The 17,385-nt window shown below is 70.9% G+C and carries 4 protein-coding genes; 3 read left to right on the forward strand and 1 reads right to left on the reverse strand.

Annotation, left to right across the window (positions count from 1 at the left end):
- Positions 1–153: 153 nt before the first annotated feature.
- Positions 154–13,803, forward strand: coding sequence for a filamentous haemagglutinin family protein (locus tag AB4Z27_RS20120; RefSeq protein ID WP_441645080.1), 13,650 nt, complete (start codon positions 154–156; stop codon positions 13,801–13,803).
- A 30-nt stretch (positions 13,804–13,833) separates the two neighbouring features.
- On the opposite strand, the gene AB4Z27_RS20125 is transcribed toward AB4Z27_RS20120, so the two are convergent.
- Complete coding sequence (locus AB4Z27_RS20125) at positions 13,834–14,868, reverse strand: Bug family tripartite tricarboxylate transporter substrate binding protein (RefSeq protein ID WP_092295215.1); 1,035 nt, start codon at positions 14,866–14,868, stop codon at positions 13,834–13,836.
- 272 nt (positions 14,869–15,140) lie between these two features.
- Between AB4Z27_RS20125 and AB4Z27_RS20130 the strand changes: the two genes are divergently transcribed.
- Together AB4Z27_RS20130 and AB4Z27_RS20135 are read left to right on the forward strand one after the other, a co-directional pair.
- Positions 15,141–16,313 (forward strand): acyl-CoA dehydrogenase family protein, encoded by a 1,173-nt coding sequence (locus AB4Z27_RS20130; RefSeq protein ID WP_441592501.1) that lies wholly within the window; start codon positions 15,141–15,143, stop codon positions 16,311–16,313.
- Entirely contained in the window at positions 16,310–17,365 is a 1,056-nt protein-coding gene (locus AB4Z27_RS20135; RefSeq protein ID WP_441645081.1) for an acyl-CoA dehydrogenase family protein, read from the forward strand. Before AB4Z27_RS20130 ends, AB4Z27_RS20135 begins: the two co-directional genes overlap by 4 nt.
- Positions 17,366–17,385: the final 20 nt, after the last annotated feature.

Raw genomic sequence — 17,385 nt, forward strand, 5'->3', positions numbered from 1 at the left:
CCCAATGGTCTAGGTCCCAGGAGCATCGACGGCGCTTGCCGTCGGTGGACATGACGACAGGGCCGCCACGCCACGCAGATTGCGAGAGGCGGCCCGCCAACGTTGCTTGACGGGATTGAGATCACCATGCAGATGCGCGCTCACAGCGGGAACATGCCTTCGCCACAACACGGCGGCGGCTTCCGGCTTCCGAATCCACGCCGCCGGCCGCTGGCCCATGCGATAGCGCTGCTGGTGGCAGCGGGCGGCATGCTCGATGGCGCGCACGCCCAGCAGGCCTTCAGCCGCGACTGGATGGCGCAGAAGAACATGATGCAGGGCACGGCGGCCGCCACCGGCCGGCTGCCCAACGGCATGCCGGCCTCCGCGCTGACCAACCCGTCCGCGCAGCAACAGCAGGCCAACCAGCAGCTTCAGCGTTCGATCCAGAACCTCGCCACCACCGCGCAGGCCATCGCCGCCATGCAGGCCGCGCAGGCTGCGGCGCGCAACGCCGCCGCGCAGGACCCGTCCGTCCCCGACGGGCTGGCCGAGGGCGGCCTCAAGGTCGATACCAACAGCCTGACGGCGGGCTGGCAGAACGCCCGGCCGCTGGACAAGGCCACCGGGCAGAAGGTTGTCGATGGCCGGACCGTGGTCTCCATCGAGCAGACCGGCGACCGCGCCATCCTGAACTGGGAAACCTTCAACGTGGGCCGCAACACCACGGTGGAGTTCCACCAGCAGGCCGACTGGGCGGTGCTCAACCGCGTGAACGATCCGCAGGCGCGGCCCAGCCAGATCCAAGGGCAGATCAAGGCCGATGGCACGGTGATGATCGTCAACCGCAACGGCATCGTCTTCAAGGGCACCAGCCAGGTCGACACGCGCAACCTCGTGGCCGCCGCCGCCGGCATGACCGATTCGCAGTTCCAGAAGGGGCTGTTCAGCGAGGCCAAGGGCAGCGGCTACGTGCCCACCTTCGCCAATGACCTGGTCTCGACGGCGACCGCTACCTCTTTCGGCAACGCCACCGGCGACGTGGTGGTGGAAGCGGGCGCCCGCATCGCCACGCGCACGCCGCAGAGCGTGACCGAGGGCGGCGGCTATGTGCTGCTGGCCGGCCGCGAGGCGCACAACCGGGGCACCATCGTCACGCCGAACGGCCAGACTACGCTGGCCGCCGGCGACAGCTTTGTGATTCGCCGGGGCATGGGCACCGACGCGAACAAGACGTCCACCACGCGCGGCAATGAGGTGGATGTGCTGCGCAACCCGGGCAGCACGGCCGGGCTGGTCACCAACGCCGGCCTGATCCAGGCCGCCACCGGCGACATCACGCTCAAGGGCCATACGGTCGAGCAGCGCGGCGTGCTGCTCTCCAGCAGCTCGGTCACCACGCGCGGCACGGTGCACCTGCGCGCCGAGGGCGATGACAAGAGCCGCGTGACGCTGGCCCCGGGGAGCGTCACCGCCATCCTGCTGGCCGACAGCAACGAGACCGCGCTCGACGTGCAGCGCGACGCGCTGATCAAGGATTCCGCCACCGCCAGCGAGGGCGGCTACAACCGGCGCGACCAGTCGCTGGTGCAGATCGCCTCGGGCGGGGACGTGCTGTTCGACGCCGATTCGCTGGCGCTGGCCACCGGCGGACAGATCCAGGTCAATGCCGCGCGACGCACGCTGCTGGCCGATCGCGCCGTGCTGGATGTGTCGGGCGCGGTGGGCGTGCGCGTGGCGATGGAGTCCAACAACGTCGAGATCAACGTCCAGGGCAACGAGCAGCGCGACGCCCCGAATAACCGCGATTCCGGCAAGCTGAACAACACCACCATGTGGGTGGACCGGCGCTACCTCGTGCGCGTGCCGGCCGGCACCAACGGCGCCACCACGGACCGCTGGTACACCGGCGGCGGCCTGCTGGAAGTCAGCGGCTACCTGAACACGAGCGGCCACGGCATCGGCGAATGGGCCGCGCTGGGCGGCACCGTGCTGTTCGAAGGCGGCGAGCTGGTCTCGCGGGCGGGCTCGACCATCAATGTGGCGGGCGGCTCGCTGGACGTGCAGACCGGCAAGATCAAGCAGACCTGGCTGCGCGGCAGCGACGGCCAGCTCTACAACCTCGCCACCGCGCCCGGCGACATGACCTACGAGGGCGTGTATCGCGGCTTTGAGGCCGCGCACAAGCGCTGGGGCGCCAAGGCCACCGAGCAGTTCTACAACCCGTTGATCGCGCCGCGCGAGCGGCTGGAGAACGGCTACACCGTGGGCCGCGATGCCGGCCGCGTGGTGGTGTCCACCGCCTCGGCTGTGATGGAGGGCGATATCGACGCCACCGTCTATCAGGGCCSGCGCCAGGGCCAGGCGCGCGACGCCGGGCTGGACGGCTACCAGCAGTCCCAGATTGCCGCGCCGCGGCGCGGACAGCTGGTGATCGGCAAGTTGACGCCGCTGTTCGACCCCGCCACCAACACGATCCGGGAAATCCCGACGGCGGTGGCCGGGCAGGTCGACATTGGCGCGGTGCAGGGCATCGCGCAGGGTATCGCGCTCGAAGACGCGCTGCCGGCGGAYCAGAGCGGCGGCCACATCCGTCTCGACGCCGGCTGGCTCAACGGGCTGGAACTCGGCGGTTTCACGGTCTTCGCCAAGGATGGCATTGCCGTGGATGCGCCGCTGGCCGTGGCGACGGGCGGCGCGCTGGGGCTGCATGCCACCACGGTGGACATCGGCGCGGACCTTACCGCGCGTGGCGGCACCATCGCGCTCGGGGACATCGTCAGCCGGGGCAGCCCGGGCAACTGGATCGACCGGCCCGTCACCGACGCGCCCACCGGCACGGCAACCGTGACCGTGGCGCCCGGCGTCACCCTCGATGCGCGCGGCCTGTGGACCAATCTCAAGCAGGACCCGGGCAACATCGACGGCCTGCCCTATGTGAACGGCGGCTCGGTCACGGTCAGCAGCTCGGGCGACGTCACGCTCGGCGCGGGCAGCCTGATCGACGTGTCGTCCGGTGCGGCGCTGATGGCGGACGGCTCGCTGCGCGGCGGGCGCGGCGGCAATATCACGCTCCGCTCGAACCAGTATGACGTGGCCGGCACCGGCTCGGGCACGCTGCGCATGGATGGCGATCTGCGCGGCTACGGGGTGAACGGCGGCGGTACGCTGACCATCGACTCGGGGCTGGGCGTCGCCATCGGCGGCGGCCTGCTGGCCGAATCCGGCGTGCTGCGCGCCGGGGAATCGGTGCCGGTGCACCTGACGCTGGACCAGCCGTTCACGATCAAGGCGGGCACGGTGCTGCCGGTGGATTACACGTTCACGTCCGACACCGCTGCGCCGGGCCAGGTGTCGCCGGGCACCATCGCCATCGCGCCGAGCCGGCCGCTCACGCTCACCCAGGGGTGGGTGGTGCCGCCGGGCGTCGGCTTCAACCAGTTCGTTGTGTACGACACGAACGGCGCCTGGTACGCGAGCGGCACCACGGTGCCTGCTGGGACCGTGCTGGTGCGCACGCAGGGCGAAATGGGCGCCGGTTACGTGGTGCCGGGCAACGTGTTCCCGAACGGCATGCCGGTGGCGATGTACAGCACCACGGTCAAGGCGGGCACGGCGTTCCAGACCGACCATGCGATGGCCGCCGGAGACCGCCTGCCGGCTGGCGCGGTGCTTTCCACCGACGTAGCGGTCAAGCCGCTGCTGGTGCTGGATACCGACCTGTTCCAGACCGGCTTTTCGAAGTACGACGTATCGGGCCAGCAGGGCTCGCAGATCGCCAACGGCGCCACCGTCGACGTCATCATGCCGGTGCTGCGCCACGACACCACGGCGGCGCACAGGGTGCCCACCGGCGCGGACCCCTCGCAGGCGCTGGAGCGCTGGCTGCCGCCGCTGTGGGAGGAAGATCCGGTCCATGGCGTGCTGACGCAGCGGCGCGGCGCCGACCTCGTGCTGGGTGGCGGCAACGTCTACGGCCAGGCGCCGGTGACGGTGGGGCAGGGCGCCACGGTCACGGTCGATCCGGGCCACGCGCTGACGCTGCAGGGCAACGGCCAGATCACCATCGACGGTACGCTGAACGCCTGGGGCGGCAGCGTCGCCGTGTTGCAGACCGCGCTGGGCGTGGGCAATGCGGCGTCGCCGAGCGGCACGCCCGATGGCCGCTCGATCTGGATCGGCGGCGATGCCGTGATCGACGTGGCAGGCCGTGCGGTCACCGCGCGTGACGTGCAGGGCCGGGCCTATGGCGAGGTCGCCAACGGCGGCACCATCGAGATCGGCGCGCGCCACGTGGACGGCGCACGGGAGGTCGATGCGGCCGATGCCTTCGTGGTGGTGCGGCCCGGTGCGCGGCTGGACGCCTCCGGGGCGTCGGCAGTGGTGGACGTAGCCGGCGTCGGCCCGATCAACGTGGCCAGCAACGGCGGGGTGATCGCGCTCAGCTCGATGCGCGGCCTGTTCGTGGATGGCGACCTGCGCGCGGCAGCCGGTGGCGCGGGCGCGGCCGGTGGCACGCTGGCGATCAACCTGGAGACGCCGTCCTACCTCGGCGTGGACCGCAACACCCTGAAGGGCGCGGCCGTGGACGACGCGGTGCGTGTGCCGCGTGAACTGGTGGTGGCGCAGGTGCAGGGCGATAGCGGCCTCTCCGACGCGCTGCGCCCCGGCATGCGTGACGCCGCGCTGCGCTACGGCACCGCCCGTATCGGCGTGGACCGTGTGGCGGCCGGTGGCTTCGACAACCTGGCGCTGCTCGCCAACGGCCTGATCAGCTTCGATGGCGACGTGAACCTGGCCATGGGCCAGAGCCTGAGCCTGACCGCCAGCGCCGTCGGCCTGGCCGAACAGGCTGCGGCCGGCACGCGTGTCAGCCTGGCGGCGCCCTATATGCGCCTCGCCGGCACCACGCGCAGCCAGGGCGAAAACGGCATCATGCCGAACCCGGTGCGCGGCTCCAAAAATTCCGGCGCGGCGGGCGGCACGCTCGGTGTGCCGCTGGTGGCGGACGGCACCAGCTTCCTGGCCGATGCGCAGTTCCTCGACATCGTGGGCGAGGTGAGCGTTGGCGCGCGCGGCGAGATCATCCAGAACGCCGTCGATCCGCTCAAGGTGGAGCGCGATGCCTTCGACCAGATGACGCTGCGCAGCGCCTCGGACATCCGCATGTCCGGCGCCGCGCTGCTGTATCAGCCGGGCGACCTGACGCTGGCCGCCTCGCAGATCTACCCGGCCATGCAGGACAGCGGCAGGGTCCTGGTCGGGCAGATCGACGGTGTCAACCAGTGGGGCAGCCCCATCCGCACCTTCGATCCGACCCGCGTGCTGAACATCGAGCGGGTGGGTGACGTGCTCCCCGCCACGCCGTATTCGGTCTTCGGCACCCTGAGTCTCTCCGGCCCCACGGTCAACCAGGGCGGCGTCGTGCGGGCCCCGCTCGGCTCGGTCTCGATCGGGACCAGCGGCAACGGCACGGAAACCGGCGTGGTCAACGTGCTGCCCGGCAGCGTGACGTCGGTCAGCGCGAACGGGCTGGTGATGCCCTACGGCGGCACGCTGGACGGCCTGAGCTATATGCACGACGGCACGGACGTGGTGTTCCCCGGCGTGGGCGCGGGGCCGACCATCAACCTGACCGGCCACGCCATCGACGTGCAGCCGGGCGCGCTGCTGGACATGACCGGCGGCGGCGAGTTGACCGGCGCGGCCTTCCTGGCCGGGCGCGGCGGCTCCACTGACGCGCGGATGAATCCGCTGGTGCAGGTGTCGCCGAAGGGCGGCTTCACGCTGCCGGGCCTGGGCACCAATCCCATCTACGCCATCGTGCCGGGCGCGCAGGCCGGCTATGCGCCGATCGTGGCCGAGCACGGCGCCAGCGACCCGGCCATCGGCCGCCAGATCACCATCGGCGCGGGCGTGCCGGGGCTGCCTGCCGGCACCTACACGCTGCTGCCCTCGACCTTCGCGCTGCTACCGGGCGCGTTCCGCGTGGAACTCAACGGCGCCAGCCAGGCTGGGCTGGGGCAGGGACCGGCGCTGGCCATGCGCAATGGCTCGTACGCCACCTCCGCGCAGCTCGGCACGGCCAACACGACCCTCCGCGATGCGCTGCCGACGCAGGTCTTGCTGACCTCGGCCGACAGGCTGCGCCGGCTGTCGCAGTACAACGAGACGAGCTACGCCGAATTCGGGCTGGCGAACGCGGCGCTCAACGGCGTGCCACGGCCCATGCTCGAGCGCGACGCCAAGGGCCTTCAGCTCGAATTCATCGCCGATATCCAGGCCGGCAAGATCGGTGACGCGCCCGCGCTGCGCTTTGCCAGCGGCACCACCGCCTACGGCACGCCGACGGGCGGCTATGGCGGCAGCGCGCTGGTCGTCAGCAACTCCGGCGACTACGAGATCCTGGCGGCCGGCGCGACGCCGCGGGCGCTGCCCGGCGGGGATCTGTTGAACCAGATCTCGCTGYACGCGGACGACCTCAATGCCATCGGCGCCAACCGCCTCGGCATCGGCGGCCTGCCCGCCGTGGTGCGCGCCACCACCAACTCGCAGCGCGACAACATCGCCACCTTCACCGGCAACGCGCGGAACATCGTGCTGCGCGAAGGCGCGGTGCTCAAGGCCGGCGAGGTGTTCCTCGTCACCGGCSYCAAGTCTGGCGSCATCGTCATCGAGCAGGGCGCGGGCATCAACACGCTCGGCCAGGGCAAGGCCGCGTGGGATTCCATGGACGGCTACGTCTACGATCCGGCCCGGCTGTCCGTGCTGGCGGTGTCCAACGGCTGGCTGGACCTGCTGCCGCCTGCCATCGGCAATGACCCGGCGCAGGGCCCGGGCCGCATCGACATTGGCGCCTGCGCGGCGGGCGCCGTCTGCAACGGCACCACGCAGCTCTATTCGGAAGGCACCATCGCGGCGGCCACCGACCAGACCTTCGAGCTGCGCGACACGGCGCGCTACGGCACGCGCAACCTGACGCTGGCCGTGGGCGGCATCAACGTGGGGAGCGAGGCGTCGCTGGCCGCCGTGGCCGCGCGCAATGCCCTGACCCCGGGGCTGACCCTCAACCAGGGCGTGCTGGACCGCCTGCTGCGCGGCGACACCAGCGCGGGCGCGCCGGCACTGGAGAATCTGGTGCTGACGGCGCGCGACGCGGTCAATTTCTACGATTCGATCGAGCTGTCCACCATCGATCCTGCCACCGGCAAGTCCTCGCTGGAACGGCTGGTGCTGACCACCCCGGCCATCTACGGCCTGGGAGACGCCGACGCCCGCGCCCGCATCCGTACCGACACGCTGGTCTGGAACGGCACCAACACCGCGCCGGGGCAGGTGGCGGCCGGTGGCGCMGGCAACGGCAGCGGGCAGTTCATCGTCGATGCCCGCCAGATCGAATTCGGCTACGGCCCSGGCACCCGYCCGGACACCATCCACGATATGGACCGGCTGGTGCTSGGCTTCGGCGGCGTGGAGTTGAACGCCAGCGAACGCGTCACGGCCAACCAGACCGGCTCGCTCGCGGTCTACCAGACGCGCGGCGCCTGGGATGCAGCCACTAACGCCTACGCCTACAGCGGCGGCGACCTGACCATCCATACGCCGCTGCTGACCGGCGCGGCAGGCTCGGTCAACAAGATCCGCGCGGGCGGCGCGGTGAACGTGGCCGCGCCTGCCGGGGCTACCGCGCCCGCGCTGACGAATGCGGMGCTGATTGCCGCGCTGGGCGCGGAAGTCTCGCTCGCCGGACGCAGCGTGGCACTCGACACCACCGTGGCGCTGCCCAGCGGCAAGCTCACGGTGTCCGCCGAGGGCGATGTCGTGCTCGGCGATGGCGCCCGGCTGGACCTCGCCGGCCGCAAGGTCGATTTCTTCGACGTCAGCAAGTACAGCTGGGGCGGCGACGTGGTGCTGGAAAGCCAGTCCGGCAACATCCTGCAGACGGCTGGTTCGCGCATCGACCTCTCCGCGCTGGAGAACCGCGCCGGCAAGCTCACCGCCGTGGCGGTGGGGGCTGGCGCGGGCACGGTGGACCTGCGCGGTGCCATCGCCGGCGGCAGCACCGGCTACTACGATGCGGGCGGCACGTGGGTGCCGTACGCGGCCGGCGGCGCCGACATTCGCGGCCAGCACGTGGCCGACTTCAYSGGCCTCAACCAGCGCCTGACGGCGGGCGGGGTCACCGGCGGCCGCAACTTCCAGATCAAGCAGGGCGACCTGACGGTGGGCGACGAACTGAAGGCGCGCGAGATCAGCGTCTCGGTGGATGGCGGCCGSCTSGTAGTSAACGGCAYCGTGGACGCCAGCGGCGAGCAGGTCGGCAGCATCCGCCTGGCCGCGCGCGATGGCGTGACGATYGGCGGCGGCGCGCTGCTGGACGCCCATGGCCGCGTGCTGCGCGTGGACAGCTACGGGCAGGTGATCGAGGCGCCCAACCGCGCCRTGATCGACATCAACGCGGGSCAAGGCCGGCTGACGCTGGCGGACGGCGCGCGCATGGACGTGCGCGCCGGCACCGACGGCACGCCGCTGTCGCTCGGCACGGTGGAGCTGAGCGCCCGCCGGCTGGGCGGCGCCACCGGCAACGACGTCGACATCGACGCATCAGGCAGCGTGCGCATCGACGGCGCGCGCGCGATCACCGTCAACGCSTTCCAGACCTACAACGACGCGCCGCTGGTCTCCGGCGGCACGGCCGATGGGCGCGACTACCAGTCCATCACCCAGGGCTACCTGGACCAGAAGCACGCGGAGAGCCTGACCTTCATGGGCAACGCGCTGGCCAACGGCGACCTGATGACCCGCAGGCTGGCCGGGCTGCGTACCTACGCGGACGCGTTCCACCTGCGCCCGGGCGTGGAGATCGTCTCGATCACGCCCGATGGCGACCTGCATATCGACGGGGATATCGACCTGTCCGGCTACCGCTACGCGAGCGTCAACCCGCATACGCAGCAGACCGGCGTGCGCGGCTCCGGCGAGGCGGGCGCGCTGGTGATGCGTGCCGGCGGGGACTTCAAGATCTTTGGCAGCGTGTCCGATGGCTTCGACGGCGCCGCGCTGCCCGTCACGCCGGACGACAACGGSTGGATGCTGGTCAAGGGCCGCGTGCCCTGGGGCGGCGACGTGGTGGTGCCGACCGACGGCAAGGTCACGCTGGCCGATGGCACCTTCTTCCAGCCGGGCCGCGCGCTCAACTACGCCTTGCCGATCCAGGCCATGAGCCTGCGCGCCGGCACCGAGCTGCCCACGCGCGCCACGCTGACAGCGGACCTCGTGCTGCCGGCCGGCACCGTGCTGGGCGGCGCCATCCGCGACGGCGCGGGCAATGTGGTGCATCCGGCCGGCACGGTACTGTCTGCCGCGCTCACGCTGACCACCGGCATGCAGCTCGACGCGGGCAACCGCCTGCCGGGCGCCGCGCATGTGGCGGCCATGACGTGGCCGGCCGGCGTGCCGCTGCCGTTCCCCGATGGCGCCGTGGTGGACATGCCCACCTACGGCCCGGTCAACGGCGTGGTGCTGGCGGGTGACCTGATGCTGCGCAAGGGCGCCATGATCCCGGCCGAAACCGTGGTGAAGCTGCCCGGCGACGCCACCACCGTGCTGATGCGCGACGCGGATGCCAGCGGCAACCAGGGCCGCACCTGGGCGCTGGCGCCGATGCTGGAGCAGGGCTCGCAGGCGTGGTCGATGCGGCTGGTAGGCGGCGCCGACCTCACGGCGGCCGACACCCGCGCGCTGCAGCCGCGCAGCACGCGCGGGCAGCTCCTGCTGGCCGATACCCACTACGGGCTGGCCCAGCAGACCGTGCTCAAGCCGGGCACGGGCATCCCGGGCCAGTACATCTGGGGGCCGGAGGCCTGGATGTTCGGCGAAGTGCCGGGCACGCCGATCAACCTCGAGGCGTATGGCGGTGAGGAAGCAGTGGCGGGGCTCAACGACCTGGGCCTCGGCATCCTCGTCGAGAAGATCGCCGATGGCACGCCGCCGGTCTATGAGGACAAGATGATGCCGGGGCGCCAGCARATGTTCAGCGTGCTGCGCACCGGCACCGGCGACCTCGACCTGCTGGCCGCGGCCGACTTCACCATGACCTCGCCGTTCGGCGTCTATACCGCCGGCACGCAGGCGGCCGGCGTGGGTGCSGCCTATAACCAGGCGCGCGCCAGGGGYGCGGACGGCACGCTGCTGGGCGCTRACGGCGCCTACCTCGAACCGTTTATCAACGGCGGCGCGCAGAGCACGTACCAGGCGTGGTATCCCGAGCACGGCGGCAACGTGCTGGTGCGCGCGCAGGGCGATGTGCGCGGCGACATCATCGGCACCAAGCCGGGCACCATCCGCAMCGACGACGCGCTSGGCCAGATGCGCATCCACTTCGACACCTCGGCCGTGGGCGGCTGGCTGTGGCGCCAGGGCACCGGCAGCGCGGCAGCGCYCGGCGAGGGCGTGCCCACGGCGTGGTGGGTCAACTTCGGCAGCTATGTGGCGGCCAAGGACGACCAGTACGCGGTGCAGGGCACCCTGCCGTTCCTGGTGGGCTTCACCGGTATCGGCACGCTCGGCGGCGGCAAYCTGGTGATGGAAGCCGGCGGCAACGCCGGCATGCTGGAATCGCGCATGGGCAATGGCGSGYCGGTGCTCTCGCGGAGCCAGGGTCTGGTGCTGGCCGTGGGCAGCACGGGCCGCGTCTCGGCCGATGGCAGCACGCTGACGCAGACCGGCGGGGGCGACCTCGACATCCGCATCGGCGGCGGCCTGAACCCGGTGGCGGAAGTCCGCAACCAGCCCGAGAGCAATGGCGAGATCACGCCGCTGACCCGCTTCTCGAATCCGCGCCTGGACCTGAACAGCACGTTCGTCAACCTGCGCGGCGCGCTGCGGCTGGAAGCCGGSGCCGTGGGCGGCATCSAGCTGCGCTACGACCGTGCCGATCCGATGGAGACGCGCGCCTACCAGCCCTATGTGGCCACCTCGTCCATCGCGGGCGGCGGGCCGGTGCTGGTGGTGGGCGATGCCGGCGTGCGCATCGAGTCGCGCGGSGACCTSGTCATCGGCGGCGTGGCGGATCCGGGCCGCGTGGCCCAGTTCCACAACGGCACGCCGTTCACGCTCGACGGCACCGCGCAGGATGGCGAGGGCTGGAGCTGGTTCTCGCTGTGGACGCCGTCCACCGCCATCGACCTGTTCAGCGCCGGCGGCAACCTGACGCCGTCCACGTCGTGGACGGACGACCGGGACCGCAGCAACCACAGCGCCACCGACGGCCGCTTCGTGATGCCGTCGATCCTGCGCGCGGCGGCGCCCAACGGCAGCCTGTACTACGGCAACGCGAGTTCCGGCCGGGTCAGCAACAACAGTCCGGAGCAGTCGCCGGTCGGCCTGATCCTGGCACCTTCGCCGGTGAGCCCGCATTTCGCGGTGACGGGCACCGGCGCGCTGGAGCTGCTGGCTGGCGATTCGATCTACGCCGCCGGCTACTCGGTGACCCAGTCCGGCGCCAATCCCACGCTGCTGCCGAGCCCGTTCAACCCCGGCTTCCTCGGCGTGGTCGGTACCGCGTGGTACGGCCAGCACGTGGTCGGCAATATCGACCCGCAGGGTCTGGCGCCCAGCGTGCTGTTCTCGAAGGGGGTGGAGAGCGAGCAGGCGTATCCGCTGTTCAGCCTCACGTCGCCCACCGCATCCGGCTATACCCGCGAGGGGCAGCCGCCCGCGCGCTTCTATGCGAACGCGGGCGATATCGTCGGCCTGCGCACCGGCACCATCATCTACGTGGGCAGCCTGACGGGCACGGTAGGCACCCAGAGCCCGTTGTACGAGGGGGGCGGGCCGGTGGCGATCCGCGCGGGGCGCGATATCGTCAACGCCGGCACGCCGCTGGGTACCTTTGCGATGGCACCGGAAGACGCGCTGGGCTGGTTCGGCCAGTACTACAGCTCCGAGCCCGACGCGCCGCTGCGGCCCACCCGGAACACGATCGCCACCACGCGCGGGAACCTGATCGTGCATGGCAACGACGATGACATCTCGGTGATCTCGGCGGGCCGCGACATCCGGGGCGGCAGCTTCTATGTGGCGGGCCCCGGCCTGCTGGAAGTGACCGCCGGGCGTGATCTCTACCTGGCGGACAAGGGCGAGCTGCGCAGCATCGGCGCGGTGGCTGGTTCGGCGCAGCACGACCGCTCGAACGGCGCGGCGATTGCCGTGGCCGCCGGCGTGGGCGCCAAGGGGCTCGACGGGCTGGGCTTCGACGCCTTCGCCGCGCGCTACCTGGATGCGGCCAATCAGGCCGACAGCGGGCGCCCGCTGGCCGATCAGCCGGGCAAGGCCGTGACCACCTACGGCGGCAAGCTGACGCTGGGTGACTGGCTGCGCGCCGAGTTCGGCTACACCGGCGACGAGGCCGGCGCCCCGGCCTTCCTGGCCGCCCGGCAGGCCGAGCTGGACCAGTCGCGCAAGGCGGCGCTGGCCGCCGGCACCGCGGCGCCCAGCCGCGACCTGCAGCGCGAATACGGACTGGCCGGCCAGCTACACCTGGTCAACTGGCTGACGGACCGCTTCGGCGGCAGCAACGGGCTGGGCGTGCATTTCGATGCCGCCACCATGGACGCGCGGCAGTTCCTCGCCGCGCTGCCGCCGGAACAGCAGCGCGCCTACCTGCGCAACGTGTATTACGCGGAACTCAAGGCCTCGGGCCGCGAGTTCAACGACGCCACCGGTCCGCGCGCGGGCAGCTACCTGCGKGGCCGCGAGGCCATCGCCACGCTGTTCCCGGGGCAGGCGGCGGACGCTCAGGGTGACTATCAGGGCGACCTGACGATGTTCAGCAGCGCGCGGTTCTACCAGAGCGGGCAGGACAACCTGGACGGGCGCTTCACCACGCGTCCCAAACCGGGCACGAAGTACCTGAGCAAGGCCGAGTGGCTGGCTGCGGGCAGCCCCGGCAGCGTGCCGTTCTACGACGTGCTCGATGCCGGCATCCACACCGACTTCGGCGGCGACATCAGCGTGTTCACGCCGGGTGGCCGTACGTTGGTCGGCGTGGACGGCGGCTTCGTGCCGGGCGAGGGTTCCGGCGTGCTGACGCAGGGCGCGGGCGAGATCCAGATGTATGCCCGCGACAGYATCCTGCTGGGCCAGAGCCGCATCTTCACGACCTTCGGCGGCAATATCCTCGGCTGGTCGGCGCAGGGCGAYATCAACGCSGGGCGCGGYTCCAAGTCCACCGTGGTCTACACGCCGCAGCGGCGYACSTATGACGAYATCGGKCTGGTGGCGCTGTCACCGACCACGCCGAATACGGGCGCGGGTATCGCCACGCTGAACCCGATCCCGGAAGTACCGCCGGGCGATATCGACCTGATTGCGCCGCTCGGCACCATCGACGCGGGCGAGGCCGGTATCCGGGTCTCGGGCAACGTCAATCTGGCGGCGCTGCGGGTGGTCAATGCGGAGAACATCCAGGTGCAGGGCAAGGCGGCGGGCATGCCGGTGGTGGCGGCGATCAACGTGGGGGCGTTGAGCAACGCCAGCGCGGCGGCGTCGCAGGCGGCCAGCGCGGCGCAGGATGCCGTGCAGCGCGACCGCGCGGCGGCGCGCCAGGGCTTGCCGTCGGTGTTCACGGTGCGGGTGCTCGGCAACGGCAATGAGGGCGACGGCAGCGCCGGCGCCTACGCGCCGCGAGGACGCGAAGGCGCCAGCGCCACGCCGCCGAAGTACGATCCGCAAGGCGTGGTGCAGGTGCTGGGGCAGATGGACCTGGGCGAATCGCAGCTGCGCATGCTCACCGCCACGGAGCGCAAGAACCTGGAGCGCTAAAGGACCGTACAGCGGCCCTGACTGCGACCCTTACTGCAGGGGGATGCCAGCGCGGGAAGCCAGTTGCTTCCAGCGCTGGATTTCCTCCTGCTGGTACTGGCGCATCTCGGCCGGGCTGGACATGATGACCGTCGTGGACTGTCGCTTGTAGTAGTCCTTGAGTTCCGGTGTCTCTGCCGCCTGGTGGAACAGCGTGGCCCAGCGGCGCACCAGCTCCGGCGGCGTCTTGGCCGAGACTGCCGCGGCCACCCAGTTGTAGGCCAGGAACTGCGGAATGCCGGCCTCCTGCGCGTTCGGCACATCGGGCAGCAGGTGGGTGCGCTGCGGGGCTGTGTACGCCAGCGCGCGCAGCTTCCCACTCTTCACCAGCTCGATGGCGCCRCTGGCGTCCACCACCGCGAAGTCCACGGTGCCGGAGAGCGTCACGTTGATCGCATCGCCCGCCCCCTTGTAGTTGATGCCGGTGGAGCGCATGCCGGTCATGTCATTGAGCCATTCCGAATACAGCGTGTACGACATCGACCCGCTCGCGTAGTTGAGCGCGCCGGGGCGCTTCTTGCCGTCCGCCACCAGCTCCTCGACGTTCTTGTACGGCGAGTTTGGCGGCACGATGATCAGGCACGGGCCRCGCGTCAGCAGGCTGATCGGCGCGAAGTCGGTCAGCGGGTCATAGGGCAGCTTGCGGAACGTGGCGGCGTTGGTGGAGAGCGTGGAGTTGCTGCCGATGAAGACCGTGTAGCCATCGGCCGGCGCGTTGAGCGCGGTCTGCACGCCGATAAAGCCGTTGCCRCCCGGCTTGTTCTCCACCGTGACCGGCTGGCCGGTGAGGTCGCCGATCTTCTTGGCGAAGATGCGCGCGCCAGTGTCCGTGCCGCTGCCCGGCGGAAACGGCACGATGAACTTCACGGGCCGGTTGGGGAAGCTGGCGGCATCGCCCTGCGCCAGGGCGGGGAGGGCAGCCAGCGGCGCYAGCCCGATGGCCGCCGCCAGGGTGGCCAGCGTGTGCAGCGTACGACGCCGGGTTTGGTGAGGGATGGCGCGAACCTTGTCCTGTCGGTGTCTCATGGTGGTCTCCTCCGCAACGGTGATCCGTCGTCGTTTGATGGAGGAAGAGCCTACTGGCTCGCGCCGCACCGAGGCAAGGCTCGGCGGGGCATATCCGTTATGCGCGGGCCGGTATGCGCCGCGCAGGCATAGGTCCGGCTACGGGAAAACCATGCCTCGGGCGCGCCGCACCTATCGCACGCATTTCGGATATGCCGTCCGTGCGATAGGTGCGGCGTCTGCGGCTTGCTAATCTCGTCGTCACTTTCGCGGGGCCCCCGGCAACGCGACACATGATAACGACAGGAGACAGCGTGGACACAGCCGCCAGGATAGTGATCCGCCCAGCCGAGCCCGATGGGCCGCTGGCACCATTGCGGGCCGAGGTGCGGGCATTTCTCGCCCGGGTCATGCCGGACCGGCCGCGCCCGTTGCGCGCCAAGAGCTGGAGCGGCTTCGATGCCGAGTTCAGCCTGGCGCTCGGCGCGCAGGGCTGGATCGGCATGACCTGGCCGCGCGAGTTCGGCGGCCAGGGGCGTTCGATGCTCGAACGCTACGTGGTCCTTGAGGAACTGCTCGCCGCCGGCGCGCCGGTCGGCGGCCACTGGGTGGCCGAGCGCCAGAGCGGACCGCTGCTGATGCGCTACGCCGATCCGGCCGTCGCCGCCGAGATCGTGCCGCGCATCACCCGTGGCGAGGTCTACTTCTGCATCGGCATGAGCGAGCCCGACTCGGGCTCCGACCTCGCCTCGATCCGCACCCGCGCCGACCGCGTGGAAGGCGGCTGGGTCATCAATGGCACCAAGCTCTGGACCTCCAACGCGCACCGCTCGCACTACATGATTGCGCTGGTGCGCACCGATCGCGGCGCCGACGAGAAGCACAAGGGCATGTCGCAGTTCCTCGTCGACATGAACTCGCCGGGCCTGCAGGTGCGGCCGATCCGCAGCCTCTCCGGCGAGGAGGGCTTCAACGAGGTGGTGTTTACCGACGTCTTCGTGCCGGACCGCATGCTGATCGGCAAGGAAGGCGACGGCTGGGCGCAGGTGACGGCCGAGCTGACGTTCGAGCGCAGCGGCCCCGAGCGCTACCTGAGCAGCTACGCGCTGCTGCCCCAGATGCTCGATCACGCCGACGCCGCGGACAGCCGCCAGGCCACGGAGCTGGGCCTGCTGGTGGCGGAACTGACCACCCTGCGGCAGATGTCGCGCGGCATTGCGGCCATGCTGAATCGCGGGGAAAACCCGCAGGTGGCCGCCGCCAACGTCAAGGACCTTGGCGCGCTGTTCGAACAGCGAATTCCCGAGGTGGCGCACCAGCTGTTCGGGGATGCCCTGCAGGGGAGCGCGTCGCCGTTCGCGGCCACGCACCGTTATCTGACACAGGTTGTGCCGTCCTTCTCGCTGCGCGGCGGCACCCGCGAAATCCTGCGCGGCATCATTGCCAAGGGACTGGGGGTCCGATGAACGAACTCGAACGCATGCTGGCGGACAGCGCCAGCCGTCTCTTTGCCGATGCCGTGACGCCGGCCCGGATCGACGCGATGGAACACGGCCTGTGGCCGGCCGAACTGTGGGACCAGGTGGAGGCCAGCGGCCTGACCCGCCTCTTCGTGCCGGAAGCGGACGAGGGCGCGCAGGCCAGCTGGACCGAGGGCCTGCCGGTGCTGCTGGCCGGCGCCAACGCCCCGGCGCCGTTCCTGGACACCGCAGTGGCAGGCTGGGTCCTGAACCAGCTTGGCGTGGCGATGCCGGGCGGCCCCATCGGCCTTGCCGATCTCGYCGCGCCCGTCAGCGCCTGYCTGCATGACGATGGATGGGCACTCGATGGCGCGGTAGCGGTGCCGTGGGGCCGCTACGTGGGCCATGTGCTGATCCGCGCGATCGATGCCGAGACCAAGGCGCCGCTCTGGCTGCTCGCCGCGACCGGCGCCGCTGCGGTGGAGACCGGCGTGAACCTCGCCAACGAACCGCGCGACCGGCTCACCTTCCAGCGCGTGCCGGACAGCGCGGCCGTGCGCGGCGATCCGGCGGGATGGCCAGCGGCGCCACAGGCACTCGGCGCGCTGACGCGGGCGATCGGCATCGCTGGCCTGCTGGAGCGCATCCTGAACCAGACCGTGCAGTACGCGAACGAGCGGACGCAGTTCGGCCGCCCGATCGGCAAGTTCCAGGCGGTGCAGCAGCAACTGGCCATCCTCGCCAACGAGACCGTGGCCGCGCGCATGGCCGTGGCGTCCGCCTGCGCGGCGGTCGATGCCGGCGACTGGACCCAGGCGGCGATGGTCGCCAAGGTGATCTGCGGGCAGTCCGCCGGCCGCGCGGCGGCCATCGCGCATCAGGTGCATGGGGCGATCGGCTTCACGCACGAGCATTCGCTGCACCAATCCACGCGGCGCGTGTGGGCCTGGCGTGCCGAGTGCGGCACCGAGGCGTACTGGGCGGCCGAGATTGGCCGGCGTGCGATTGCGCGCGGCGGCGATGCGCTGTGGGCGGACCTGACCGCCGCGGCGGCCTAGCCTTCAGACGACACACGGGG

It is taken from the genome of Cupriavidus sp. KB_39, from assembly GCF_052114485.1.
GTDB lineage: Bacteria > Pseudomonadota > Gammaproteobacteria > Burkholderiales > Burkholderiaceae > Cupriavidus.